We start from the raw sequence: 26,845 nt of genomic DNA on the forward strand, positions 1-26,845 counted from the left end.
TCGTCTATTATAGCCCACATAAGCTTCTTCCCGATACCTGGCAAAAGTTCTAGCATGTGCAGCCTGTTAGTGATCGGATGAGCATCGTTGAAAAACTTAACGAATCTTTCTTCCTCGCTCTTCACGTTCGCTTCCATAATGAATGGTAGTTCCAGCTGGGCGCCATGGCTGAGGTTAGTGTAGCCTATCCTGTGCTTCACATGATCAATATCTTCCCTGTCACCCTCTCCTATATATACACGGGACTGTATAGTCGGATTTTTACCTTCCTTTGGTACCAGTTCCATCAATACGAAGTTCTTTTCACCGATGGCCTGAACCACTGGTTTCTTCTGGTAGGGTGGTCTTTTGTCCTCATTGCTTCCATAGGGCAGGTAATCAAGGACCCACGCATACTCTTCTTTTTCAGGTGGCTTTCCCTTAACTTGCATCATATTCCCTCCGGCATACCCACTGCTGATGTTAAACTATCTCTCTTGAAAAAGAGGATGTATCGGATATAAATTTAATCCATTGCCCCTTCAACCATTTCCAGCATCGTGTCCAGTTCCGTATCACTTAAGGTGAACCTTTCTTTTGCATAGAGGGACCTGAGCTCATCCCTGGTCATTGGCATTATATCTGCTATCCTTATGGCAATCTCGGGCTTCATCTTTTCCAGTGCTGTGAGCTTGTTCACAAGATCTCTTGCCTTTTCAGGAGATGTCTTTGCGAACGTATCTGCATGATTGATAGCCTTACGTAACTCATACCCCAGCTCTTCTTCATTTTGCAGGCGCTCTTCCATTATCTGGTGCAAAATACCTTTCACTTCGGAAAGGGTCAGCAACTCTTCGCTCAGAATTTCCTTAACAATCATTGATATACACTCTTTACTATTCTATCCTGTTCTCTTTGTGACATCAACTAAAATAATCCGATACATCTTCATTGTTGCCAACAAAGATATATCTGACGTTGTGTGCAAAGATCCAGTACAATACAGTATGTACTTAGTACTTCTGTGGCTTAAGGTGCTGAGGAAGGGCTATGAGTTCCTTTGTAGCATTGCCATCCCTTATCTGGAGACGGTATGCGCGGCCGCGCTGACCCAAAACCTTGCCGGTCCTTCCCTGGAATCTTGGGTTTGGCATTCCCTTCTGTACGCTGGGGTCGATGTCGATGTGGACCATCTGTCCCTCTGCGAATTCCTGGATAGCCTTGCTAACAGGGGAAATTCCTCTTTCTCTTACACTCTTTTTCAGTTTGTAACGTGTACAGCATTTTTCACCGTGTGATGTTGGCATGATATTCCTCCATTGATTAACTTGATACGATCAATTCTATTCTAGTGATAAACCTTAACCCGGAAAACGCATTCATATATCCACTTTGATGACATCGAGCTCAGTGACCCTGGCCTGTATTCCCAGCAGCCCTGTGAGGCTTGGCTGTGTCCTTCCTTCGTCACCGGATACCAGTTCTTTGACATATAGTCCGCCGCCACAGTGCACCTGCATGATAGCGTACTCGTCCGTCAATTCTGTAAGCTGCATATCGTGCACGTTTCTCTTGCGCACCAGGTCCGCCCTTCTGTGGGACACGCGCTGTGGTGTCCTCTGTGATATCTCAGCTCCGACTAGACTGTCGATGGCAGATATGAGCATTTCCTTGGAAACTGGCTCTTTGAATGTAACTTTAAGGTTATAAACCTTATCCGCCTTTGATGCTTTAAGAGCCTCTATAACTTCCTTCTGCACCATCTGCAACCCCTGGACCTCTACCTTGCCCTGTGCAAAGGCATTGATCCTAGTTTCAAGCTCAGCCACATCAAAGGATCGTATTGGCGAGTTAAGCACTTCAACCACAAAGGGACGTCCGGTGCCGCCCATAAGCGCATCTATGTCTTCCCTTCCGGCCCCATGGAACGTTGTGTCACTGGCGCCTGTTACCTTCAGGATCTCTTCCCGTATCAGCTCATCCACTGATTCAGGGTACTGCTTGCCTGTAAAAGAGCACTTCTCGCATCCTCTGCCTCCGCAGTTCCTGCAGGGCCACCTGGTCTGTGGAATGCCCCTTACAAGTTTCCGGTACCTCCCCTGTATATAGATAGAACGCACCTGCAATCTGACCGTGTCTTCTGCAAGGTCAAGGGTCACAAGCACATCCGGTCTGTTGAACTCAACCTCTTTGCCGGTGAGTGCTGCTATGAGTTTCCCTACTTCCCGGTTAAGCTCGGTCTTGAGCTGCTCTGCATAGGCTATCCCGCACTCGCTCCAGAGTATCTCTTCGTTCTCACCCAGCAGCCCGCTGACCTTTGTCCCGACAAGGAATGTAGAATACTCGAGCGTTCCTATGGCTTTTACAGCCCTGTCAGCCCAGGTGTCAAGATCACCATACAACCCCAGACACACCCAGCATTTACTGTCATCCTCCTTGATTCCCAGTGTCTTCCTTGCGAAAGCGCTGCTTGGGGCAAGGTGCTTGAGGAGGGTATCATCACCCGAAGCTTTATGCAGCAGGTCCCCTTCCATGGCAAGGGCAAGCTTTACAGCCTTCCCTCTCTCTACATTGGTAAGTCCTGTGGATAGTTTTGCGAATTGCCTGCCCATGCAGTTATCACAAATAGGTCCTTCATTGACAATTCGTTTAGCAGTTTCAAGTATGCTCATCCGATCACTCTCATTTTTTGTAAGTTATGCTTCCGTCTGGCTTTGTCCGATCCTATCCAGCTCATTGAGGATAATGATTATGCAATGATCTGAATGTAGTGACAGAGGTCCGATGGACAAAGTCCCGGAAGATATCGTTTTGATCGCTATTTCTTCCTCTTCTGTGACTCCCATATGGTCGCCCAGTATAAATACAGCATCATCAGGATAACTGCTGACATTTCTCATGTCTTCTCCGGTTTCATGCAGGTAGTATATGCGCCTGTTATTCTCTGCAAACTCAGCCAGCAGTTTCTTAAGCCCTCCACGGCGTATCCATACTCCGGGAGTGGATTGTGACTCGTATTCTGTGGCATCCTTCTCAAGTGCTTTTTTGATAAGGGAGCCACTGCTCCTCTCATCAGGGCTAAGATACCTGAGCTGCTCACCGTTAAAGCGTACGATCTTACCGGGGTCGGGTTCGCCAAGCAGCACCAGATGTATGTTGACATCCCTTCTCATTCCATGGGACAGGAAAAGTGCTGAGTTGATACACCTGCAGAGTATGTCCATGCGTCCTGCCGCACCAGACAGGTCGTTCAATGAGAAATCACCTGTAGTGAGCGCCTTGTGCCCTATTATCACAAAATCCTTCATGCTTGTACCTCTTTAGCTCGCTTTTCATGTTCCCTGATCAGTTCTTTCCTTCCTTTAGCACGATCTTTGCAAGGGCGGCAGCTATCTTCCTGTAATCGGCACCTTCTCCAGCCAGCTTCCCGACCCACTCGTCATATCTTTCCAGGTTTCCTGTGCGGATGCTCGTTCTTACTTTTTCAGTGACCTGTGCTTCCCTGGCCTTTTCAGCATCCTTTATTGTAGGAAGTTCCTTCCTTATAATTTCGGTCTTCGTGTATCTCTGAATTGCTGTGATCTTACCAATCTCGTTCTTTGTGACAAAAGAGTATGCGAGCCCGGGCCTTCCGGCCCTTGCTGTCCTGCCTATCCTGTGAACATAGGTCTCTATCTCCAGGGGCAGGTCATAATTGAAGACCACTTCGATGTTCTCAATGTCGAGTCCTCTTGCAGCCACATCCGTGGCGACGAGTATACTGATATCTTCGTCCCGCAGTTTATCGACAGTGCGTTCCCTGAGGTTCTGCCTGATGTCTCCATGCAGGGCTTCCACCGAATGGCCATGTGACCTGAGCTTGACAAGCACTTTGTCGACTTCCTTCTTGGTATTACAGAACACAAGGGCTGACTGGATATTCTCCACATCTATCATGCGGTGAAGCACTTCTATTTTTGAACTTTCCTTGATCTCAAAGTAGAACTGTTCCACGCCGGGCACGGTCATCTCTTTTTTGGCCACCTTTATGTGTTCGGGTTCGCGCATGTACTCGTCGGTCAGTTTCAGTATGGTCTTTGGCATGGTTGCGGAAAAGAGCAGTGTCTGCCTTTCCCTGGGGGTGAGTTCGAGCACCTTCTCGATATCTTCCCTGAATCCCATATTAAGCATCTCGTCTGCCTCGTCAAGGACCATGATCATGACACTATCCATATTGATGGCCCCACGCTGGATGTGGTCTATTACTCTTCCGGGTGTCCCGACAACTATCTGTGCGCCGCTTTCAAGTTCCTGCGTCTGCTGGCCCATGGCCCGCCCGCCGTAAATCGCTGTTATGCTCAGTCCCTCTGTCAGCAGGGCTATCTTCTTAAGTTCATCCGCTATCTGGACGGCCAGTTCCCTGGTAGGGCAGAGGACCATAGCTTGCAGGGCCCTCTTTTTTTTATCTACCATCTCCACAAGAGGTATTCCAAATGCTGCAGTCTTCCCTGTACCGGTCCGTGCCTGCCCGATGATGTCCTTTCCCTGCATTATCAGGGGGATGGCCTGTACCTGTATTTCCGTAGGCTCAATATAGCCCATCACTTTTATGCTTTTTAGCACCCCTTTGGTAAGGTTAAGGTCTTTGAATGTTGTTGATTCTGAGTCCATGATTGTCACTCTTGATTACAATATTATTACAATGATATTACAATTATCGATTATGTATTGATGCTGCTCTTGTAAGCAGCCTGATGTTAATTTTTGGACATGGCCGCATAATTTGCGGCTATGCTGTCTGCAGTCCTGGCAACTTCTGTCGCACTCCTGCCCAGTATCCTTATCATGGGCTCCTTTCCCACGGCGCCTCTGTCAAAGATGATATCCGGCACGCATCCGTGCTTCTTTATCGCATCTGAAGTACCCCATTCGCCTGTATGTGTGATAATGGCATTCTCGGGCTCTTGCGCACGCTCAAAGGATGCAACCTTCAGTCCCATTCCTTTGCAGATGCTGATAATTTCGTAAGAGTACTTCATGTTCATAGCGGCCCTGAGATTTCCGTCATGTTCCATTGCTGCAAGGACTATGCGGGCAACGTGGCCACTTACACCAAAACCGACGTCTCCGACGGCTCTGGGCGAATCTTTGAGCTTTACTATCCTTCCGGCAACTGCTGCAACATCCTCTGTTCCCTTTGCATCGGGCAGGGCCATGGCTATGTTACATCCCACCTGGGGGATCATTCTTGCAAAATACACGGAGCGGGAGATGATACTGACTGCTTCCTTCAAGTCTTCCGTAACTTCGTATGCTGTTGCATCTCTGCGGATCCCTGCAAGAGGATCTACCGGCCCGGCACCTTTGCCGACCGTCCGGCTGGCTATGATGGCCCTGACCACAAAATCCTTAGCTTTGCTGGCTGCTTCCACTATTGTCATTCCCTGTGCAAGGCCGCAGGTAAGAGCAGCGGCATAGGTACATCCTGAGCCATGCGTGCCACCCTTTACAAATTTTCCCGGGATGATTGTGAACCTGTCCTCTTTAGCCTCATAGATAACATCGGATGCGTCCAGGTGTCCGCCTGTGATTATCACTACTCTGACCCCTGTCCCGGCAATGATCCTGGCTGCCTGCTTTGCTTCCTCCACTGTCTTTATGATCGTGCCTGAAAGGGCCACTGCCTCATTGATGTTTGGAGTAACGACCTGGCTTATGGGCAGGAGTTCTTCTTTCAGTGTCCTGATCGCATCTTTCCTGAGAAGATCACCTCCGGCTTCCGCTGCCATTACGGGATCCACCACCAGCTTAAGCTCATACTTGCGGACCATGTCAGAAACCGTGGAAATAATGCTTGATGAGGACAACATGCCGGACTTGGCCCATTCCACCTGCATATCGGTGCATACTGCATCCACCTGGCTGGCAACCACTTCTGAGGGCAGGTCAAAGGCACTGAGTACGCCGGTAGTGTTTTGTGAGGTCACTGATGTAATGGCGCATGTTCCATGCAGCCCCAAGGCTGCGATGGTCTTTATGTCCGCTTCTATCCCTGCCCCTCCTCCGGAATCCGATCCTGCAATGGTCATTACAACAGTTGCCCTTCTCATTGGTATGTTCTCCTTATATAGGTTGTATTACATTTACTTGTGTGCGGAGGTCATAAAGTCTTGTAAGTTAAATAGTAGTTGGTCATCTGAAATGGGCTGATGTTGCTATTTAATTGCTGAAACGATCTCCTTACGATACATTTATATATTCCACTTGCAACAATGGGTCATCACAAGACCTATATATGTACGTAAACGAATTTAGATATCTGGTGTATTACCAATTATCCGTACTTATTAAATGAGGCAACTAATATGGGAAACAGACCTCTTGACATATTGAACAATGCATTGAACACACCTGTGATCGTGAGATTGAAGGGTGCTAGGGAATTCAGAGGAAAACTTCAGGGTTACGATGTTCACATGAACCTTGTACTAGATGAAGCTGAAGAGCTGAAAGAAGGAGATATTGTAAGAAAGCTGGGCAGTGTTGTTATCAGAGGCGATAACATCGTGTATGTGTCCCCCTGAAACGAACGTAAGATATATGAACTAATAACCGTATCAGGGTAATCCACACGATTTGCGATTATTTCCAACTTCAATTAAAAGGTGATTATAAATGTCAAAAGGTACGCCCTCAATGGGTAAAAGGCAAAAGCGCACACATGCAAAGTGCAGACGCTGCGGTAGTGTTTCACTCAACATCCATACAAAACAATGTACTTGCTGTGGTTTCGGCAAGACCTCTCGCATGAGAAGTTACCAGTGGCAGGCAAAGTGCAAATACTAAGCCTGACTTTTTTCTCTACCCGCCGGGGATAAAATGCGTGAGGAATGCGGTGTTGTGGGTGTGGTAAAACACATGGTGGAATCACACCCGGTACCTGCTTCGCTTCAGATCTACTATGGTTTGTATGCATTGCAACATCGCGGACAGGAATCCTCGGGCATAACCGTTCATAACGGCAAGGACCCCATGACCATCAAGGGCATGGGGCTTGTTCCGGAAGTTTTTGATAAGAATGCCCTTCTTGAGCTTAAAGGCAGGGTAGGCATAGGCCATGTGCGCTATTCTACTTGTGGCGACTCTATGTTAGAGAACTGCCAGCCATTCATTGTGAAATACAAAAGCGGTACTGTTGCTATAGCTCATAATGGCAATCTTGTCAATAGTAATGAACTGCGCAGGAAGCTTGAGTCTGAAGGGCATCTCTTCGTAGCAAGTTCGGATACCGAGGTCATAGCACATCTTCTCGTTAAAGAGCTTTTGAAATATGGCATTACTGAAGCTATTGGCAACGTAATGAAACAACTTAACGGCTCTTATTCTCTGGCTATTATGATCAACGACCTGCTGATGGCTGTGAGGGACCCCTATGGTTTCAAGCCATTGTGCATTGGCTCGATCGATTCCGGGTACGCTGTTGCATCGGAAAGTGTGGCTATTGATACGCTCAGCGGCAAGCTCATCAGGGATGTTAATCCGGGCGAGCTGGTCATTTTCCGGGATGGTGAAATCGAATCCCATCAGCTTTTCCGTGAAACAACTTCTGCTCATTGTGTTTTCGAATACGTCTATTTTGCGCGCCCTGATTCTATTATCGACGGGAAACTCGTTTACAAGGTAAGGGAGCGCATCGGCGAGAGGCTGGCAAAAGAGCATCCTGTGGATGCTGATATGGTATCTCCTGTGCCTGACTCAGGCATCACTTCGGCTATAGGTTATTCCCGTCATTCCAATATCATCTATGAAGAGAGTCTGATGAAGAACCGTTATATCGGAAGGACTTTCATCCTGCCTGGCCAGGCAATGCGCGAAACTGCCGTGAGGCTTAAGATGAACACCATTGCAGAGAACATACGGGGCAGGAAGATAATCCTTATAGATGACAGTATTGTCAGGGGCACTACCTCGCGTCGTATCATCGACATGATAAAGAACGCAGGTGCTACGGAAGTTCATGCGCGCATAGGGAGCCCTCCAATAGTTGCGCCCTGTTATCTTGGCATAGACATGGCTTCAAGAGACGAGCTTATAGCTGCCCATAAAACAATAAAAGGCGTGGAAGCTGTCATTAATGCAGATTCTCTGGGCTACCTGAGTATTGAGGGTCTTGTGGAGTCCATAGGGATAGATCGGGATGATCTCTGCCTGGGGTGTCTTACAGGTGCCTATCCGGTTGATATCCCTGGAGAGAAGACCTGCCAGCGCAGGCAGCTAAAGCTGCATGAGTTCTCGTGAAAGGGTTGGCAAAACTTGCTTCTTCAGCACTTTTTATGTCTGGTATTTTACGGCAGTAACACTCTTTTATTTTAATGAGCCATAGGGCAAATAGTGCTGTCTCCTTTTTTGCAAACTGGTAGTTCATAAAACAATTTGGGTTTCACATCAAAATGAATGTAAAATATGTACGCTCAGGCCCAAACAGTGCTATAAGTATTCTGATAAATATAAAAGTAATATGGAAAAGTAATATGGGGCCGGGATCGAGAATCGAACTCGAATCGTAGCCTCCACAGGGCCACAGGATAACCGCTACCCCACCCCGGCACGAGTAAGGTCTTTTGATTGAAAGCACCCCTTAGACGTCCTTTTCTTAGATAAAGGTTTCCTTTGTAAGGGCCTTTCTTGCAGCAAAAAAGGGAATAGTTAGTGAACTAAGAGTTTCCTTTTAGCAGGCAGATCTGAAATACATTCCATCTCGTCGTCACTGATCGATAATGAGGTCTCCGTATAATGGTCACATTTCCTGAACTTTGCCCAGAATACACTGCCGTTACCTGCAGGATTATCTTCCACGCCGACCTCTCCTTCCATGATCTCTGCTATCCTTTTAACTATTGCAAGCCCAAGACCGGTCCCTTTAACACCTTTCTTATGCACCCGCTTGAAACGCTCGAACACCTGCGCCTTGAGCTCATCAGGTATGCCTTCTCCCTGATCAGTGACCTCTACTTTCCACTGGTAATTGGAATCAATGACATCTATAATGATATCTGTGTCTTCAGGACTATACTTTATAGCATTTGAGATGAAATTGGCAAATATTTCCTCAACTATCGGATTAACGAGCGAATGATAAGTCCCTGAAGCTCTCATCTCCACGTTCATCTGTTTATCAACGAGTTTTTGGTCGAACTGTTCAACAACATTTCTCAGGATAGTTCCTATGTCCATAATTTCAAGCTGTATATTCTCTACGGATTCCAGTTTTGCGAATTTGGCTGCTGTCTCTATCATTTCTATGAGCTTATCGTTGTTGCGTTTAATCCCGTCCACAAGTACTTTCTGTTTGTCGCTGGCTTCAGTCTCAAATAACAGGTCGGAATATCCTTTGATGTTGCCTGCCGGGTTGAGCAGGTCATGTCTCATGATATCCGTGAACAGGTCCTTGAGTTCGTTGGATTTGCGAAGCTCTTCCTCAAACTGCTTCCTCTCACTGATATCCATGGTTGTGCCTGCAAGTCTTAACGGCTCACCGGAACCATTACGTTCTACCAGTTTTCCACGGGCAAGTATCCACCTCCATGAAGCGTTCCTCTTGTCATGCATCCTGAATTCAGATTCAAAGGAAAGGATCTCGTTTTTGAGGTGGAGTCCGATGTTCTCCATGAAACAGGGCAGGTCGTCAGGATGCATTAGTTTTTTCCAAGAATCAAAGCTTGGTTTTATATCTCTGGGTTCATAGCCCAGCATCTCAGCCCACCTGTCATTATAGATAAGCTCGTTGTTTTTGATGTTCCAGTCCCACATGCCAAGGTCTGCACCCTTGAGGGCAAGTTCCACCCTCTCCTGTGTTCTGCGGAGTATTTCCTCAACTTCTTTGCGCTTTGTGATATCGCGTACTATTGCCAGTGCGTAGTTGTTATTTTCGTGGGTCGTGAATGTGACGTTCATTTCCACAGGAGCAACTGTGTTGTTCTTTCTGATTATGGTCCTGTCAATATCGAGGAAGCGGTTCCCGCATATGTCTCGTATGTCATGTTCCCAGAAGCGGCCGCAGAATATGCGTTCAAGTTTTTCTTTCTCCATACCAAGGAACTCATCTCTTGAATAGCCTAATTCGCTGCAGGCTGTTTCATTAACGTCGATGATAACTTCCAGGCAGGGATCTATCACAAATATAAAGTCGTTAGATTCATTGATAAGATTCTTAAAAAGGCTGAGATTCTCAAGGAATAACTTGTGTTGCAGGAACATTCCCGTGAGCTCTGAGAGAATCTTCAGAGCCGGTAGTTGTTGCTTGTAGCCCGTACCATCGAATGACGGATTCTCGATAGCTATAAACCCGACAACATTCCTGTCTATTTCAGTCGGGACTATTATCAGGGAACTCACGCCTCTTGAATGCATTATTTCCATTTCCCTTGATGCGGCCTTAGGCAATGATGCGCTCTCCAGTAGCAGCGGGTATGCGTTGTTCCTTATCTGCTCCATCAGCCATGGGAAATTTGACTCGCTGAGATTCTCGAACACAGCTTTTCTTTCCTGCAGGTTTGAAGCAGCCCATTTGTGGTGGATATTCAATGAGTTCCTGTTCTTACCGAGCATGACCAGGTAGTTGTATTCGGAACCGCAGAACATGCCCGTTCTCTGCAGTGTCTCATCAATAGCCCTGTCTACATCTTTGGGAGCGATGAACAGCGATATCAGGGAGGTGAGTGAACTCTCCATCTCAGAGTTCTGTTCCATCAGTCCCTCAACCCTCTTTTTCTCCTCATTCAGGTTACTTATTTTATTCTCCAGTTCTTTGTTCATCTTATCTATACGCGCACTTGCATAGATAATAGCCCCAAATGTTGTAGCAATGAGTGCGGAACTGAAGACCATGACCGTTCTTTCTCCAGGCATTATGAAAGGTGACAGCATGATGGCTCCCAGCACACATACTATCAAAAGGAACACACTATTCACAAGATTTGGTATTTTCATGTCTTGTTGCCCCGGAGGATATGCTGAAGAAAACTATTGTATATACTATTCTCTTTTATTATATTTAGTTATTAGTAATATGTGCCTTGTATATTCCGCATGGTCGAAAGGTTTAAGGGTTAATTTTAACTATTTAGCAAATTCAAATTACATATATAGCGCAGAAAGAGATGGTATTCATAGTAAGGACTGTTCAGAAAACCAACCCTATAGTAAACAGGGACATTGTAGCGGAACCTGTGGAAAGCACAGCGGAGTACCTGGTTCTTGAGCCTGCGGGCTATCCGATGACCAGCATCCTGGAAGAGTATCCTGAAATAGAGGATTCCGGGCTATTCGAGCATTATGCCAGGGAGCAATGGAAAGGTGTCACCGCTACCAAAGGTGATTATCTATTCGATAAGCGCATGTACCCTGATTTTGCATATAAGGTGAAGGAAGTTGAACCGCCGGAGTCTGTCATTGGCCCTAATACCAGCATTATAGTGCGTGATATGGTGGATAGTACCGTTCCGAAGATCGAATTCAGAAGCAAGGTCAGTTTTGATGATGTAATAGGACAGTTCAGCGCACGCCAGAAGTGCAGGCTCATCGAGCGTTTTCTTGAGGAGCCGGAGAAGTTTGGTAAATGGGCTCCCCGGAACATACTTTTCTATGGTCCGTCAGGGACCGGCAAGACCATGTTCGCCAAGGCTATTGCAAATAAGGCACAGGTACCCATAATCCCTGTGAAGGCAACCGAGCTTATAGGTGAATTTGTAGGTGAGGGGGCCCGCCAGATACATCAGCTCTACGAGCGGGCGCAGGAAATGGCACCATGCATAATTTTTATAGATGAACTGGATGCCATCGCCCTTGACCGGAGAAATCAGGAGCTGCGTGGCGATGTGGCAGAGATAGTAAACGCCTTGCTTACTGAAATGGATGGGATCGTGGAGCGCCCGGGCATCTGCACCATAGGGGCCACTAACAGGACAGATACGCTTGACCCTGCTGTGCGCAGCAGGTTTGAGGAAGAGATAGAATTCATACTGCCTAATGAGCAGGAACGTTATCAGATACTGGAATCCAACATCGGTACCTTCCCTCTTGAAGTTGCCGACGTCGATCTGGGCTCCCTTGCTAAAATGACGGAAGGTCTTTCAGGACGTGACCTTGTTGAGAAAGTTCTTAAAACCGCTCTGCATCGAGCTATTATCGATGACAGGGACAGTATTACCCAGGAAGATTTCGAGAATTCTATCAAGAAGATCAAGAGAGTTAATGAGGCCCTGAACCCTGAGAAGATGTACATTTAGGGTCATCTTTTTAAATTTAGCTTCTATATCGTGTTTCCATGACAGAGGTAAATGAATCCGACAGGTTTGAATGCGTTATCGTAAACGTCTTTGATAAGGGCACATGGAAGGGTGTGGTCGTAGAAGAAGTCAGGTCCGGAGGGCGCGTCTATTTTGGAAGGACAAAATCTGAGGGCTTTGATCACCAGCCTGGTGATAGTTTGTATCTTGGCATCAAGCCCCTGACAAATCCGGTCGAGGACCGCACCATGGAAATCATCCTGTATGATGCCGATGACAGGAAGCTGGACTGGACCTATCTCTGAGTCCCTCCTCTTTTCATCTTCCTTTTTCTTTAACTGAACAAGAGCCATCACTTAATAACTATCGTTATATTTCCCTGAACAACACTTCGGTTTCCATAAGGTCCTCTGCTACTGTGACATTCTCAAAGACCATTTTTGCCTCTTTAAGCAGGGGCTCCGTATTATCGGAATACCTGGAACTGATGTGCGTCAGTATGAGCTTTGATACGTTTGCTTCTTTCGCGAGGAGTGCTGCTTCTTCAGCGGTTGAATGCATTGATTCCTTTGCCCATTCCTGCTGGTCATTTGCAAGTGTGGAATCATGGATAAGCAGGTCTGCACCGCGGCTTGCTTCCAGTATTGACTGGCATGGCCTTGTATCTCCGCTGTATACGATCTTCCTGCCAGGGCGTGGATCTCCGACAACTTCTTGTGATGTGATGATCTTTCCGTTGATTTCAACAGTCTCCCCCTTGTGGAGTTTTGAGAACAGGGGTCCGGGCGGGACTCCAAGCTCAATGGCTTTATCACGATTGAACCGGCCGATACGCTCGTCCTCTATGAGCGCGTATCCTATGCTGGGAACACTGTGCTGTGTCCTGATGGCATGGATGGAATAGCCGTCCCTTTTAATGATATCTCCTGGCTCCAGGTCAACTGCATCTATCTCAAAGCGTAGCTTGTAATAACCCAGAGCGCTGAGTATCCTTGCGAACTCATGCACATGGTGGGGCCCGTATATCCTGAGGGGCTCTGTCCTCCCGTGAAAGGACATTGTCTGTATCAGTCCCGGTATCCCAAGTATATGGTCTGCATGGAAGTGAGTGATGAAAATAGAGCTCAGTGCTTTCATGCCTGTCTTTGCCCGCATCATCTGCTGCTGAGCTCCCTCTCCGCAGTCAAACAGCATGAGCTCACCTTCACGGTTTATCATGATGGCTGAGGGGTTACGTTCGGGTGTGGGCAGGGAGCCACCGGTGCCAAGGAAAGTTACACGAAGCATGTACCTTTATTAAGTGCTATAGTTATTTATGAATTGCTTCTCATGATCATCAAACTGAACTGAGCATGAATCTCTGTTGTTCTCTTCCTTAAGTACTATTCCTTGCAGATGTTCCTCGCCATTCGAAAAGTTCATATAGAATCTTATTATTAATGATACGTCCATAAGTCATATTTTGACTATTGAATCACAATCAATTTCTCATACATTTATCCAGAGGATATATCATGAAATGGCAAGGCAGATCCAGAAGAAGCTATACAGGTGCCAAGATTAAGGCATTCCGCAGCAAGAGAAAGCACGAATTAGGACGCGAATCAGCTGACACCCGCATAGCTGTGACCAAGAGAAAGAACGTTTCAACTACCGGCGGTAACAGAAAGGTAAGACTCATGCAGTGCGATGTCGTGAATGTCACCGACGCACAGGGCAGGACCCAGAAGACAACCATGACCACTGTGATTGGAAATACCGCAAACGAACACTACGTCAGGCGTAACATCCTCACAAGAGGCTCAGTCGTTAAGACTGCTCTTGGTAATGCAAAGGTCACAAGCCGTCCCGGACAGGACGGAGTTGTCAACGCAGTACTGATCGAATAAACATAAACTTTTATTTTTTGTTCTGTTGCGATGGGGTTTTTCCATATGGATGAAAATACACGTCATATACTCGAATGCCTGGAAGAGGATGCAAGGATGACATCTGAGCAGATAGCAGCCCTTACGGATCTTTCTACTGAAGAGGTAAGCAACAGAATTAAAGAAATGGAAAACAACGGCGTCATCCGCAAGTACAAAACAGTAGTTGACTGGGATCTTGCGGGTGATGAGAACGTGTACGCAATCATCGAGCTCAAGGTAAGCCTGGAGCGCAGGCTTGGTTATCAGGCACTCGTGGAACGTCTCTACAAGTTCCCGGAAGTGCGCTCGGTCAGGTTGCTTTCAGGGCAGTATGACCTGTCTCTTACAGTGGGCGGGCGTTCTATGAAAGAAGTCGCTTTCTTTGTAGCGGAGAAGATATCCACTCTTGACCAGGTACAGCACACTACGACTCATTTCGTGCTCAAGACCTACAAGGAGGACGGGATTATCCTCTATGAAGAGGATCGTGTCGCACGTTTGATTGTAACGCCTTAAAACTTTTAATAATACTATAGTCTGCAGGAAGTAATCCTAATGAGAAAAGCATGCCGTCCCTCCCGGTTTGTTGCGGATGTAATGAAGAAGGTTCCTCCCTCCGGTATACGCCGCTATTTTGATCTTGCATCAGAGATAGATGACGTTATATCACTTGGTGTGGGTGAGCCGGATTTCGTAACTCCGTGGCATATCAGGGAAGCATGCATCCATTCTCTCGAGTGCGGAGAGACTTCCTATACTTCCAATTATGGCCTCCTGGAACTTCGTGAAGAATTATCCCGGTTCTTTTCTGATAAATATGGTACTTCGTATAATCCGAATTCGGAGATCCTTGTAACTTCAGGCGTAAGCGAGGCACTGGATCTGGCCATACGCGCAATCACTAATCCGGGCGACGAGATACTGATCCCTCAACCCTCCTATGTTGCATATACTCCCTCAGTGATGTTTGCAGGAGGAGTGCCTTCCCCGGTGGACACCTGCCTGGAGAACGAGTTCAAACTGCATGCTGAAGATCTTGAGGCTGCTATCACTGATAAGACAAAGGCTTTGATTCTCAATTACCCCAACAACCCCACGGGTGCTACCATGGGCAGAAAAGACTTTGAGGCCATTGCCGATGTGGTTTCAGAGCATGACATCATGGTGATTTCCGATGAGGTCTATGACTGCCTCACCTACCATGGAAAGCATACCTGTTTTGCTTCACTTGATGGTATGCGTGACAGGACGATCCTTCTCAATGGCTTTTCAAAGGCCTATGCAATGACTGGTTTCAGGATGGCCTATGCCATGGCGCCCCGTGAAGTGATCTCTTCCATGATGCTTATACACCAGTACTCCATGTTGTGCGCCCCTATCATGGGCCAGATAGGCGCTATAGAAGCCCTGCGCAACGGCACACATGAAATGGAGCGCATGGTTCGTGATTATGACCGCCGCCGCCACCTTATCGTAAACGGCCTCAACAAGATTGGTCTTGAGTGTTTCGAGCCAAGCGGGGCATTCTATGCTTTCCCGTCCGTGCAGAACACCGGGCTGACCTCAGAAGAGTTCGCTGAAAAGCTCCTCTTTGAACAGAAAGTGGTCACAATCCCTGGCAATGTCTTTGGTAAAGCCGGAGATGGCTTTTTGCGTTGTTCCTATGCAACTTCCAGGGAAGAGATAGAGGAAGCCCTGGCAAGGATAGGATCATTTGTGGATGGACTGTGATCTTCCACTCAACTGTAATATGGTTCAATAGCAAGTGTTGAACGTATTCTAAAAACTCATTTTTGTCTTAATTAGTGAATATTTTGTCATATATCGGAGCACAAGAACTTTCTATTTTCTGCAACAATATATTTTTATATGATGGCGCTCACCTTAAAAAGGTCAAATGTGTAACTCATTGTCTTGCATGAATATACATATGATCATATTCTATATTCGCATAATTACAACATCCGTATGCAGTTAATTATTTAAAGCAGTTTGGCTGAAAAACATGGTTGATATACTATTCCTCAATTGTGGTCCGGAATGTCCTACCGAAATCATGGGAAGGCTTGTTGATAATGGTTATTCTGCATCTCTGCTGTCTCTGTCCAGCACAGATGCATCAAAAGCAATTGCCACGCAAAAGCCCGATATTATAATTTGTTCCTGTATAAATGGAACTTCAGATGCTGTCTTAGGTCGTATCGAAGAGGTTCTGCATGAAATCCCTGCTGCTGTGCTGTTTATTATTGCAGGATCTGATGAACGTTTTTTTGCATGGCTTGGCACGAAGCGTCTCACAAATTACATTAAAGAGCCATTCACAGGCAGTGAACTATCCCATGCGATCAATCTTCTTATGAGATCTCATGATGCAGAACTTGCTTTAAGGGTGCAGGAGAGCAATTATCAGGGCCAGGTCGATAACTCCTCAAGCAGGTTCTCCCGGCATGAGGACGTAGCTCACGATGCAATCCTAAAGAGTGTTACAGAGGAATCTCTGAAGGAGGTTGAGGAGAGATTCCGTATGATCACAGAGAACATCGATGATGTCATCTGGACAATGGACAGGGAAGGAAATTTCCTTTATGTGAGTCCTTCCCAAACAAAACTGACCGGATATTCTCCGCAAGAGGCAATGCAAAAACCCTTGAGGGATAAGTTAACTTTTCAATCATTCCAAAAGGTAAATGACAAAATAAATGTGTTCTTTGCAGATATGCAACAGGGTATCATGTCTTATTCCGCGAGTATGCTGGAGCTGGAGCAATACCGAAAAGATGGCTCTACTGTGTGGATAGATGTGAATGTATCTCCTATTTTTGATGATGCAGGAAATTTTCAATTCTTCCTGGGGGTTTCTCGCAACATTAGCGAGCGTAAGCAGTTTGAGGCTGAACTGAAGAAACAAAAGCATGTGCTTGGAACCATATTCGAACATGCGCCTTTCGCCATGCTGCTGGTCAATAGTGAAGGCAGGGTTGAGAGCATTAATCATGCAGGTGTTGAAGCAGTAGGAAAACAAAAGGAAGACATTCTGGGCTCACTTGGAGGTGCCGCCTTCTCATGTGTAAACTCATTTAAGGAGGGGGGATGTGGTGCAAGTGAGGGGTGTACCGATTGTGCTGTCAGGAATACGTTCACAGAAACCTTCAATACGGGGAGGGTTTTCCACAAGGTCGAAGGCAATCTCAATATTGCCATGGATGGTGAGATATCCACGCGTCATCTGTTGATATCCACTGCGCGCATTGGTTTGAATGGCGACACCAATGTAATGTTAAGCCTGGATGATATTACTGAGAGCAAGAAGGCGCAGATGGTCCTGCAGGAAAGTAAGGAGCGCCTGGCAATATTATATGAGAACATGCCTGGCGGGACGCTTATAATAGGTCAGGATTATGTGATAGAGGATGTAAATTCCCGGACATGTGAGCTCACAGGCTATAAGCGAGAAGAACTTATAGGGCAACTTTGCGATATATTATGTCCCAAGGGTTCTTATTCAAAGAAATGTCCTATCTGGGAAGAAGGCATGGGATGCTTCCAGGGGATGGACACTACTATCAAGTGCAGTGACGGCAGAAGAAATCCTATCATTAAGAACGCAACAAAAATATCAATTGAAGGAAAGACTTACATTCTTGAGAATTTCCAGGACATTTCCGGACAGAAAGAGGCTGAAGAAGCGCTGAACAGTGCGAAGATGGCTGCTGAAACAGCCAGCAAGATAAAAAGTGAATTCCTTGCCAGTATGAGCCATGAACTCAGGACCCCGCTCAATGCGGTCATCGGCTACTCAGATATGCTGCTTGAGGGGGCATTTGGGGAAATTAATGGCCAACAAGGGCGGTCCCTTGGGCACATACTGGCTGGCGGGAAGCACCTTCTGGAAGTTATCAATGACATTCTTGACCTCTCAAAAGTAGAATCCGGAAAGATGGAGCTACATTGTGAGGATTTCTATGTCCATGATTTGCTAAGGAATGTGGGAAACATCGTCTCCTTGCTGGCAAAAAAGAAAAACATCTCTTTCTCGATCTCTGTCCAGCCGGAATCTCTCTGTGTGAATGCGGACAAAGTGCGCATGAAACAGATATTATATAATCTTGTCAGCAATGCAATAAAATTCACACCGGAAGATGGGTATGTGCGCATAGATGCATGCGAAAGGGATGGCATGCTGGAACTTTCTGTGAGTGACAATGGAATTGGCATCTCGGAAGATGACCAGAATAACCTGTTCGTGCCTTTTTCCCAGATATATTCAGATACATCCCGGCACTACGATGGAACAGGGCTCGGACTTTCTCTTGTAAAGAAGTTTGTTGAAATGCATGATGGCGATATTACCTTTGAGAGTGAAACTGGAAAAGGCACTACATTCACTATCAGGATCCCTTTGAAAAGGCAACCTTCAGTGATATGATGTTCCTGGAGGAATACCGTATCGGGGTAATCACGGATAATATCGCGATCCAGTATCTACTCGATATTGGCGTGAATCAAAGTCCGGTCGTACCCGAAAGCAACGTATCCTCGATCATTGGTGCGCTTGATAACGGTGAAATCGATCTCTGGGCATGTCCTGAGACTGCCGGCAGGTACTTCACCGAACAGGCAACCGGCTGGGAGGAATATGTCTACATGAATCCTGTACAGGCGAATCTGTACTATAAGACCACGTACTACAGGTTGGTCACAGGGAAGCCTGATAGACAACAATTATAGGGGTTTTGCGTTATATAACCTTATAATGACATCTGAAGACAATATTAATGGGCCTGCCATTTCTGGGAAGTCCGCTACTTTCTGCACACTGACAGAAGATACAGGTTCTACCCGAAGAAGGGATGTTATTATTGTAGGACTGCTAATCATATTCATTCTGGCATGGTCAATTTTCCTGATATACTATCCTCCGGAAGAGATCGTAGGGCATTTGGGAGTGCATAACACCTATCTGGTTGTTTTCCTGCTGGCTGCCATAGGTGGTGTATCTGCTTTCACTTCAACGTCCTTCTACACAGCATTGGTCACAATATCACTGGGAGGAGTTAATCCGGTATACCTCGCACTTTTTGCAAGTGTCGGACTTACATTTGGAGATATTGTATTCTATGTTGTCGGCAAAAAAGGAAAACAATGTGTTCCCTCAAAGTACGGAAAACATATAGGCCGTTTTTTTCAGTTTATAAAAGATAGTGGTGACAAGAACATAGTTTTGTTGATATTTGTTTACTCCTTAACTCCACTTCCCAGCGATATACTGGCAGTTGCGCTGGCATTCGCGGGCTTTCCCCTTAAGAAAATGGTCCCTCCGTTACTTGTAGGAAACTTTGTACTTGTACTTATACTGGCGGAACTTGCGATATATGGCTATCAGTTATTCTGAAGATATGAAAAAAAGATGCTAAATCTTACTAGGGGGACCGCACAATGGATCAGTATTAGAAGGCGGCATGGACAGGAGATGGTCGGATCTCACAGTAGAGTTATCAAAAATGAGTGTTGTAAGTGAGCTGGCAGCGATCCGTAGTTCCCGAAGACTCGCGTACTTCAGTACAATATGGAACGCTGGAGGACTTATCTTCTGTGTACGGAAAGGGTACAGGAATTGCCCCGCCGCTATGGCCGCCAGATTCACTTATAATAGCGATGAAGGGAAGGGAAAGCAAGGGAAGATAAAGCCGAGGTATGGACTGGAACTTAAATGGGTTCTTTCGCCACCTTGAATGGTCTTCCATTGAAATCATTGGTTAAATACTTTACCTTCGATGTTCTTTATCACATTATATCTAATGCTGGATAACTGTAATGCTTTTATTATTACTGCCGCTGGGGTATGGTTATAGCACTTGGAAGTTACAACTCATATAATATTATTGTAAATATTAATATATTATTCCAGTGGAAATGAGGGGGTCACTGCTTGCTAAATGAATCCTTTTTTTAAATAAATCTCCTGTTGAACTCGATTAAACCGCCTTTCCGCAGATGTACTTTTATTTTTGGTAATTTCCGTACAAACTTGTAAATAGAGGCACTTGATATTGAATAATTGGTTATTATGAACATTACCACTAGCTCTCTTGATCATCATGGCATAGTTTCCGGAATTTTTGATGAAGTGCTGCCCAAAGTTGGGCAGCACAAGCTAGCGCATTCGCAGGTATTGAAAGCCATGATCCTCAATAGTCTTGGCTTCACAGACAGCCGATTGTATATGTATCTCAATACTTTGAGACTATTCCCATTGAAAGGCTTCTAGGTCCTGGAATCAGTGCATCTGCTCTCAATGATGATGTTCTGGGCCGGACACTTGATAGTATCCATGCTGCCGATCCAACTCAACTCTTTATGAAAATCGCTTTAAAAGTGATGGAAAAGATCAACATCAAAATTCAGCTTCTTCACTGTGATACCACAAACTTCAGTGTTTACGGAGATTATGAAGACAGTAGTAATGGATCTACAATTGAGATTACTTATGGTCATGCCAAAGACAAAAGAGATGATTTGAAACGATTTGGACTTGGAATGATCACAAATCAGTGTGGTATCCCGTTATTCGCAAAGGCTTATTCAGGTAACACTTCAGACAAAGAGAGCATAATCAAAGCTATGAAAAGACTTACAGAAAACATAACATTTCCTGATGATGTTTATTATATCGCTGACAATGCCCTGTATTCTGAGGATAACGTTAAATCAATGGGAAAAGGCATGAAGTGGATCACAAGAGTTTCTTCAACATTGAATCTTTCTACGGAGCTATTGAGTTCAAATCTGAAATTCATTACTGGAGAAGATTCCCGCTATTCTTTCCATGAGACTTTCGCGAATTATGCCAATATAAAACAAAAATGGGTTGTTGTTCATTCTATTGAAATGCAGAAACGAAAGGATGTAACCTTTGAGAAGAAGATTGAAAAACACATGCATAAAGCTCAGAAGGAACTCAAACATCTTAAGAGCATAGATTTTGCGTGTGAGGATGCTGCAAGATCATTTGTAGAAAGGTGGAAGCAGGAAAATACTTACTGTTCACTGGAAAAAGTACAGATATCTGCAGTTTCCAAAAAGCAAAATGTCAAAAGAGGAAGACCTCGGAAAGATGAAAAAAATCATCACTTGCTATGTAATTGATGTTCAAGTAGCCATGAATGAAGAATTCATACAACATGAAGCAGAATATCTCGGAAGATTCATTGTCGCTAGCAATGACCTGAATATTGGTGCTGAAAGGTATCACAGAAGTAAGAGTAAATATGGAGTCAAATGTCCAAATGCAGATTGCAAATATGGATCTGATCAAAGAAAAGATTATTAGGATAATGGGAAAGAGCTGTGAAAAATACTATTTCTAAGGAGACATCTGCAGAAAGTAGGATTCAATAATATTTATGGGAAAGGAAATTGGTGATAATAGGAAGAAATAAACATATATGGAATTCATTTGATTGAAACTTCGAAAAAATCGTGATGTAGATATATAATTTGCTATAAATACCAACTGTTTCCTAATACTAGTCGTTGATACATGATTTTTCAATTGTTTAATGGATGTGTTGCAAATGAAACAACCATTGCTTGATGTTGTGTTAATATCAGACAAAAGAACGAAAGTTCTTCTAATCTCAAAAGACGGGCCTCAAGAGATGCAATACTTCCTATCTTCACTCAATACTACCAGGCAGACATTACTGCCTCAGATAAGGGTACTTGAAGATCATCACCTTGTTAATCACTACAGAGATACTTATGAATTAACAACTATTGGAAAACCAGTAGTTGGAGAGATGGCTCCTCTTTTAGATACTACAAATACTGTATTCACCCATTGCCGTTAAAATGGAGAACAAATGAAAAAGACAATTGTTGAAATGCTGCTTGCATCCGAGAAGAGGAAAGACGTACTGTTGTTCTTACAGGACGGGCCAAAGGAAATGGAAGCACTCCTCAAGTCACTGAACACGAGCAGAACAGGGTTACTTCCCCAAATGAAAATGCTGAAAGAAAGTCACCTTATATATCAACATAGAGACACTTATCAACTGACAACAATTGGAAAATTAATCACTGCAGAAATGACATCTTTCCTGCGTGCCGTTGAAATGTATGGTGGAAATTATGAATATTTAGGAACCCACAACATAGATTTTATTCCGGCACATCTTTTAAAGAAATTACCGGAAATTGGCCTTTGCAATATAATTGAAAGCACTATGTTGGATATGTTTGATTCGGAAATTGATTTTATTGAAAAAGCCATGAAATCGAAATACTGGTTCCAGGTCACCTCAATACTAGATCCTTTATTTCACGAGTTTTATATGCAGATGATAGATAACAATGTAGATGTATCAATGGTCATAAATCCGCAAGTATACAATAAGTTCAAGCTAAATCATTATAATGACTTCAAAGAGATCATTGATACCAAACTAATCTCACTTTACTTATACCCTAAAGATCTGGAGTTCGTATCATTTATTTTAGCTGATGAATGTATCAACTTGAAACTATTAACCCATAAAAATGAATATGACCTGAAAAAGATGATCATTTGCAATCCGGCAACTGTTGAGTGGGGGAAAGAGTTATTCGAATATTACAGGAAGAAGTCCACACTTATAATTGAGATTTAGGCTCTGTAGAAAAACTGTATCTTAATTTGAACTACAAGAGTTCACAGAAAGGACAGAGGATCATAAGGACCATGGGAACAAACGGTGAAAAATACTATTTCTAAGGAGACATCTGCGGAAAATCGGCTTTATAGAAGTCTTAGTATTATCCATGTACTTAATGCCACACATTAATGGTTATTTATTTCGTGGCTTGCGTTTGGGAAAAAATAAAAACGTTTTCTCCCTGCAAAAGTCTCAATATTCAACAGCAGGAAATCAATTTACTTTTCTAACGTCAGTGATTTGCCACAGCATTCGAATCCTGGATGTTCAGAATCTGTTTCTCCAGGTTTAAGGGATTCTTTACCTTCCTTGAGTACCTGCAGCTCAATTCCGCAAGTTTCGCACATGTAAGTCTCCCCTTTCTTCATATCATGGCATGAAAGTTTATCTACCATTAACTAACCTCCCTAGAGTAGAACGAAACAGCGGTATTAATAAGTATTGGATCACACAGCAATTACTCTGTCTCAGACCTGTTTCTGTTTGCTTTTTTGGAGTTGTGGAAAAACTCTCAAAATCAGGTGCATGAGAGTGAAAAGAGAGATAAGTATAACTCGATAAAACCATTCATCCTGCCTTCTGCAAATGGCTTACAATTTTGCCAATTATCAGAGTCACATGGATTTGTCAATTGATCTGCCTTTCCGCAGATAGAAGTGTTCCATGTGGTTGCAACTATTGATATATACCTTCCGGGAGCATTCCTGCAGAGCCGGGATTAGATCTACTATGGACCCCCTAAACAGAAGATCATTCCTTCCAATTGTATGGTCGCCGCTTTTATTTAAGCATTTATGTTAAGTAGTGAGTCTACTTTCACCTTCTTATTCTCTGGCTATACGCTCGGTGGTCGCAACTGAATACACGTTACCATCCGCATCAATCAATGGGGTAGCTGTTAGCCACACATCTATGATCCGGCCATCTTTGGTGATCCTTTTGGTCAGATAAGGTTTCAGGATCTCAGCCTTACTAAGCCTCTTCAATATTTCCAAAGCTTCTTCCTTTTTTTGTTCCACTATCATGCTGCTGATGTTCATGGTCAGTGCCTCTTCTTCGCTCCAACCGTATATCTTCTCAGCAATCGGATTCCATGCAAGGATGCGACCTCCCATATCATGTAGTGTTATAGCATCGTTCGAGTCATTCACAACTGCAGCCAGGCGGCGCAGTTTTTCGGTTTGCTTCTGAAATGTGAGCACTACCCCTCCAATGGTATTCTTTATAGTGCGATAGGGTCGCATGTTTAGAGTGTACCACTCAGCGCCAGGGATGCGGACTTCAATTTCCATAGGATTAAGGGTGCTCAGCACAGCTTTTATGTCCGATATCAGGTATTTGTAGCCTTGCAGTTTTAAAACAACATGCTCAATAGGCCGTCCCACATCTGTCGGGATCAGATGCATTACCTTTTTGATATCAGGAGTGAAACTCTGGATACGTAATTGATTGTCCACAATAATAATGCCCATACCCGTGGAAGCCAGTATGTGGCTTATATCTTCACTGGATTCTGACAGTTCCGCTACCTTGGACTGCAGCTGAGCATTGACAGTGGACAATTCCTCGTTGAGAGATTGCAGTTCTTCTCTGGAGGTTTCCAGTTCCTCATTTGTAGATTGCATTTCCTCGTTCATGGATTGCATCTCTTCATTGGAAGATGTGAGCTCTTCGTTGGATATCTCCAGCTGTTCATTAGAATTTTTGAGATATTCCGCCATGGTCCTCAGTTCTTCTTTGAGGGCTGCAACGTCTTCTTCATCAACGTCCTGGATATCAGCAACAATCTTCCCTTTTTTGCTCTGCCGAAGCTCTGAAGGTTCATCAAAAGTTACCAGGAACAGTCTTTGGTCAAAGAGTTCTTCCACAGGTCGCAATGTCAGATCAATAGTGGTAAAGTCACCGTTGGTCTTGACCCGAAGTCCTGAACGGACTATCTGCTCTTTATTGACAACTACCCTGCTCAGGGCTATGGTCAATTCCTGCTGCAATCCATCACGGGCCATCTTCAGGATGTTGTAACCTGGTTCACCAGGAGGGGCTTCGAGATACATGCCAGTACGCCCATGAAAATAGAGAATTGTGCCGTGTTCGTTTATCAGCACACCTGCCGGGGCGTAATGTTGCAGCAACTTCCTTTCAGTCAGTTCACGCAGTTGGAGTTTGTTATCAACGGAAAGCTTACCGGAAGGTTTGTCAGGAGGCAGCCTGGATACACTTCTTCCCTGGGGGGACGGAAAAAGTTTTGCTACCGGGTAGTTGTATTGATCATTAAATGCCTTGCTTTGATACAGTTTTGACTGTCGGTCCAGCGTGTCAAAAAGGTACGGGAACTCTCCAATGCTCTCTGAAGAGCCAAGCAGAAGAAACCCTCCCGTGTTCAAAGCATAATGGAACATAGGAATTACCTTGTTCTGTATTTCCTTGTCCATATAGATCAGCAGGTTACGACAACTTATCAGGTCAAGTTTGGAGAATGGCGGATCTTTGATCACATCGTGTTCTGAAAAGAGGATCATATCACGGATATTTTTCTGGATGGTATAAGTGTTGAGTTCTGGATCATGAGTGAAAAAACGCTCCAGCCTTTCAGGTGTGATATCATCGGAGATACTGGCATTATATACGCCTTTGCGGGCTTGTTCGATAGTTCTGATGTCAATATCTGTGGCAAATACCTGTACTTTGAAAGTACGCTTCAATTTGCTCATGTGCTCCGCAAGCAAGATTCCGACGGAGTATGCCTCTTCACCTGTAGAGCAACCTACCACCCAGATACGTATGGCTGTATTCGCAGACTTACCATCAAAGAGATGTGGGATCACTTGCTCCTCAAGAGAGTCAAATACCTTGGGATTGCGGAAAAAATTTGTGACATTGATAAGAAGGTCATGGAAGAGTGCCTTAATTTCCTCCGGTTTTTGCTGCAGATAATTCGCATACCCTTCTATAAGCTTGATGTCATTGACAGCCATGCGACGCCTTATACGACGATCTATTGTTTTCTGCTTATATTGGGAAAAGTCGTGTCCTGTCCGGGCGAGCAACTGATTGAAGATTATCTTCATAGCTCTTTGGTCATTTGATAACGGATGGGCTTTTTCCCCAAATATATGGGATACATAATCACGGAGTTGAGCTGGCATCTCACCCGGTTTTAGGATATAATCCACCAGACCTGTATCGATAGCACTTAATGGCATGCCGTTGTATTCACTTGATTCAGGATCCTGTACCATTACCATACCGCCTTCAGCCTTGATAGCCCTCACCCCCTGTGTGCCATCATTGCCGGTGCCCGAGAGTAAAATGCCAATGGATCGCTCCTGCTGGTCCGAGGCCAGAGAGCGGAGGAAGAAATCGATCGGTGTACGATGGCCACGCACCTCTGCAGGCTCCACCAAATGCAGCATGCCCTCCATAATGATCATATCCATGTTGGGTGGAATGACATATACACAATCTGGCTTGACCGTCATCTCGTCCTTGACATCATAGACCTGCATCTTTGTATAACGACTGAGGATATCGGAAAGCATACTTTTGTAGTCGGGTGACATGTGCTGCACCAGGACAAAGGCCATGCCCATTTTGGTATCTGCGGGAATCGCTAAAAAGAATTCTTCGAAAGCACCCAGCCCGCCGGCCGACGCACCAATGCCTACAACGGGGAATTTCTCAGAGAGAGGAAGATCTACACTTTCAACTGAAGCGGGCTGGGCAATGACAGGTATTTCTGCTGTAGTATCTGCCTGTTCCTCTGTTGAGGATTGCGTTTTCTTTTTGCTTGTAACTTTCTTATTTGTAGCCGTAGTATTCACACACCTTCAATGATTTTCAGAGCGAATGCAACTCGCGAGCAATATGGACGTCAGTGTTATTATGATACTATTTACTGGCTTCCTATTTAGTAATCTTGTTTATCTTTCTTATATTCCGCAGATGTCTTCAAAAAACAGATATTTCCTTTTGACCCGGACCTTTGCATACTTACTAC

General features: G+C 44.9%; 25 protein-coding genes, 1 tRNA gene, 1 rRNA gene and 1 pseudogene. 15 read left to right on the forward strand and 13 right to left on the reverse strand.

From position 1 onward, the window contains the following. The 7 genes from Q8J68_RS06100 to thiD all read right to left on the reverse strand — a co-directional run. Positions 1 to 431: DUF655 domain-containing protein (locus Q8J68_RS06100; RefSeq protein WP_305310647.1), on the reverse strand; the 431-nt coding region annotated here is incomplete at its 3' end. 74 nt (positions 432 to 505) lie between these two features. Further along, positions 506 to 859, reverse strand: a complete 354-nt coding sequence (locus Q8J68_RS06105; protein WP_305310648.1) for an RNA polymerase Rpb4 family protein — start codon at positions 857 to 859, stop codon at positions 506 to 508. Positions 860 to 992: 133 nt separating this feature from the next. Beyond that, positions 993 to 1,286, reverse strand: a complete 294-nt coding sequence (locus Q8J68_RS06110) for a 50S ribosomal protein L21e (protein WP_015054679.1) — start codon at positions 1,284 to 1,286, stop codon at positions 993 to 995. Between the two features lie 72 nt (positions 1,287 to 1,358). Further along, positions 1,359 to 2,651 (reverse strand): tRNA pseudouridine(54/55) synthase Pus10, encoded by a 1,293-nt coding sequence (locus Q8J68_RS06115; protein ID WP_305310649.1) that lies wholly within the window; start codon positions 2,649 to 2,651, stop codon positions 1,359 to 1,361. Between the two features lie 24 nt (positions 2,652 to 2,675). After that, positions 2,676 to 3,287: a tRNA (pseudouridine(54)-N(1))-methyltransferase TrmY gene (trmY, locus tag Q8J68_RS06120; RefSeq protein ID WP_305310650.1), complete on the reverse strand. Its 612-nt coding sequence runs from the start codon at positions 3,285 to 3,287 to the stop codon at positions 2,676 to 2,678. A 37-nt stretch (positions 3,288 to 3,324) separates the two neighbouring features. Continuing rightward, positions 3,325 to 4,629: a DEAD/DEAH box helicase gene (locus Q8J68_RS06125; protein WP_305310651.1), complete on the reverse strand. Its 1,305-nt coding sequence runs from the start codon at positions 4,627 to 4,629 to the stop codon at positions 3,325 to 3,327. Between the two features lie 86 nt (positions 4,630 to 4,715). Beyond that, the gene (gene thiD, locus Q8J68_RS06130; protein WP_305310652.1) at positions 4,716 to 6,068 is read right to left on the reverse strand and encodes a bifunctional hydroxymethylpyrimidine kinase/phosphomethylpyrimidine kinase; all 1,353 of its coding nucleotides are present in this window, start codon (positions 6,066 to 6,068) and stop codon (positions 4,716 to 4,718) included. Between the two features lie 255 nt (positions 6,069 to 6,323). On the opposite strand from thiD, the gene Q8J68_RS06135 reads away from it, so the two are divergent. From Q8J68_RS06135 to purF, 3 genes are all read left to right on the forward strand, one after another. Then, positions 6,324 to 6,542 (forward strand): LSm family protein, encoded by a 219-nt coding sequence (locus Q8J68_RS06135; RefSeq protein WP_015054685.1) that lies wholly within the window; start codon positions 6,324 to 6,326, stop codon positions 6,540 to 6,542. A 91-nt stretch (positions 6,543 to 6,633) separates the two neighbouring features. Next, the gene (locus Q8J68_RS06140) at positions 6,634 to 6,804 is read left to right on the forward strand and encodes a 50S ribosomal protein L37e (protein ID WP_083858172.1); all 171 of its coding nucleotides are present in this window, start codon (positions 6,634 to 6,636) and stop codon (positions 6,802 to 6,804) included. A 33-nt stretch (positions 6,805 to 6,837) separates the two neighbouring features. Then, entirely contained in the window at positions 6,838 to 8,256 is a 1,419-nt protein-coding gene (purF, locus tag Q8J68_RS06145; RefSeq protein WP_305310653.1) for an amidophosphoribosyltransferase, read from the forward strand. 234 nt (positions 8,257 to 8,490) lie between these two features. Here purF and Q8J68_RS06150 read toward each other — a convergent pair. Beyond that, positions 8,491 to 8,565, reverse strand: a tRNA-His gene (locus Q8J68_RS06150). Positions 8,566 to 8,664: 99 nt separating this feature from the next. After that, positions 8,665 to 10,947: a PAS domain-containing sensor histidine kinase gene (locus Q8J68_RS06155; protein WP_305310654.1), complete on the reverse strand. Its 2,283-nt coding sequence runs from the start codon at positions 10,945 to 10,947 to the stop codon at positions 8,665 to 8,667. Positions 10,948 to 11,117: 170 nt separating this feature from the next. Between Q8J68_RS06155 and Q8J68_RS06160 the strand changes: the two genes are divergently transcribed. Continuing rightward, on the forward strand, positions 11,118 to 12,245 hold the full coding sequence (locus Q8J68_RS06160) for an AAA family ATPase (RefSeq protein ID WP_305310655.1): 1,128 nt from the start codon (positions 11,118 to 11,120) through the stop codon (positions 12,243 to 12,245). Positions 12,246 to 12,283: 38 nt separating this feature from the next. Beyond that, positions 12,284 to 12,550, forward strand: a complete 267-nt coding sequence (locus tag Q8J68_RS06165; RefSeq protein WP_305310656.1) for a hypothetical protein — start codon at positions 12,284 to 12,286, stop codon at positions 12,548 to 12,550. 64 nt (positions 12,551 to 12,614) lie between these two features. Here Q8J68_RS06165 and rnz read toward each other — a convergent pair whose 3' ends face one another. Beyond that, complete coding sequence (gene rnz / locus Q8J68_RS06170; protein ID WP_305310657.1) at positions 12,615 to 13,532, reverse strand: ribonuclease Z; 918 nt, start codon at positions 13,530 to 13,532, stop codon at positions 12,615 to 12,617. 227 nt (positions 13,533 to 13,759) lie between these two features. Here rnz and Q8J68_RS06175 point away from each other — a divergent pair, with 227 nt between their 5' ends. The 6 genes from Q8J68_RS06175 to Q8J68_RS06200 all read left to right on the forward strand — a co-directional run bounded on the left by Q8J68_RS06175 (position 13,760) and on the right by Q8J68_RS06200 (position 19,547). Further along, complete coding sequence (locus Q8J68_RS06175; protein ID WP_015054709.1) at positions 13,760 to 14,134, forward strand: 30S ribosomal protein S8e; 375 nt, start codon at positions 13,760 to 13,762, stop codon at positions 14,132 to 14,134. A 45-nt stretch (positions 14,135 to 14,179) separates the two neighbouring features. Continuing rightward, entirely contained in the window at positions 14,180 to 14,671 is a 492-nt protein-coding gene (locus tag Q8J68_RS06180) for an Lrp/AsnC family transcriptional regulator (protein ID WP_305310658.1), read from the forward strand. Between the two features lie 39 nt (positions 14,672 to 14,710). Further along, positions 14,711 to 15,886, forward strand: coding sequence for an aminotransferase class I/II-fold pyridoxal phosphate-dependent enzyme (locus Q8J68_RS06185; protein WP_305310659.1), 1,176 nt, complete (start codon positions 14,711 to 14,713; stop codon positions 15,884 to 15,886). A 274-nt stretch (positions 15,887 to 16,160) separates the two neighbouring features. Next, positions 16,161 to 18,581: a PAS domain S-box protein gene (locus Q8J68_RS06190; protein WP_305310660.1), complete on the forward strand. Its 2,421-nt coding sequence runs from the start codon at positions 16,161 to 16,163 to the stop codon at positions 18,579 to 18,581. 71 nt (positions 18,582 to 18,652) lie between these two features. After that, complete coding sequence (locus tag Q8J68_RS06195; protein WP_305310661.1) at positions 18,653 to 18,883, forward strand: hypothetical protein; 231 nt, start codon at positions 18,653 to 18,655, stop codon at positions 18,881 to 18,883. Positions 18,884 to 18,908: 25 nt separating this feature from the next. Beyond that, on the forward strand, positions 18,909 to 19,547 hold the full coding sequence (locus Q8J68_RS06200) for a hypothetical protein (RefSeq protein WP_305310662.1): 639 nt from the start codon (positions 18,909 to 18,911) through the stop codon (positions 19,545 to 19,547). 125 nt (positions 19,548 to 19,672) lie between these two features. Here Q8J68_RS06200 and rrf read toward each other — a convergent pair. Continuing rightward, a 5S ribosomal RNA gene (gene rrf, locus Q8J68_RS06205) occupies positions 19,673 to 19,794 on the reverse strand. Positions 19,795 to 20,222: 428 nt separating this feature from the next. On the opposite strand from rrf, the pseudogene Q8J68_RS06210 reads away from it, so the two are divergent. The 4 genes and pseudogenes from Q8J68_RS06210 to Q8J68_RS06225 all read left to right on the forward strand — a co-directional run bounded on the left by Q8J68_RS06210 (position 20,223) and on the right by Q8J68_RS06225 (position 22,803). Next, positions 20,223 to 21,301 (forward strand): annotated as a pseudogene (locus Q8J68_RS06210) (IS1634 family transposase). After that, positions 21,243 to 21,485, forward strand: coding sequence for a hypothetical protein (locus tag Q8J68_RS06215; protein ID WP_305310663.1), 243 nt, complete (start codon positions 21,243 to 21,245; stop codon positions 21,483 to 21,485). The pseudogene Q8J68_RS06210 and the gene Q8J68_RS06215 overlap by 59 nt, the downstream one beginning before the upstream one ends. 244 nt (positions 21,486 to 21,729) lie before the next feature. Further along, complete coding sequence (locus Q8J68_RS06220) at positions 21,730 to 22,005, forward strand: hypothetical protein (protein WP_370867609.1); 276 nt, start codon at positions 21,730 to 21,732, stop codon at positions 22,003 to 22,005. 12 nt (positions 22,006 to 22,017) lie between these two features. Further along, positions 22,018 to 22,803, forward strand: coding sequence for a winged helix-turn-helix domain-containing protein (locus Q8J68_RS06225; RefSeq protein ID WP_305310664.1), 786 nt, complete (start codon positions 22,018 to 22,020; stop codon positions 22,801 to 22,803). A gap of 263 nt (positions 22,804 to 23,066) precedes the next feature. Here Q8J68_RS06225 and Q8J68_RS06230 read toward each other — a convergent pair whose 3' ends face one another. Beyond that, positions 23,067 to 23,243 carry a hypothetical protein gene (locus Q8J68_RS06230; RefSeq protein WP_305310665.1) on the reverse strand — a complete coding sequence of 59 codons (177 nt, stop codon included), beginning with the start codon at positions 23,241 to 23,243 and terminating at the stop codon, positions 23,067 to 23,069. Positions 23,244 to 23,672: 429 nt separating this feature from the next. Then, positions 23,673 to 26,669, reverse strand: a complete 2,997-nt coding sequence (locus Q8J68_RS06235; protein ID WP_305310666.1) for a chemotaxis protein CheB — start codon at positions 26,667 to 26,669, stop codon at positions 23,673 to 23,675. Positions 26,670 to 26,845 lie beyond the last annotated feature (176 nt).

The sequence above is a fragment of the Methanolobus sp. genome (assembly GCF_030682845.1).
Classification (GTDB): Archaea; Halobacteriota; Methanosarcinia; order Methanosarcinales; family Methanosarcinaceae; genus Methanolobus.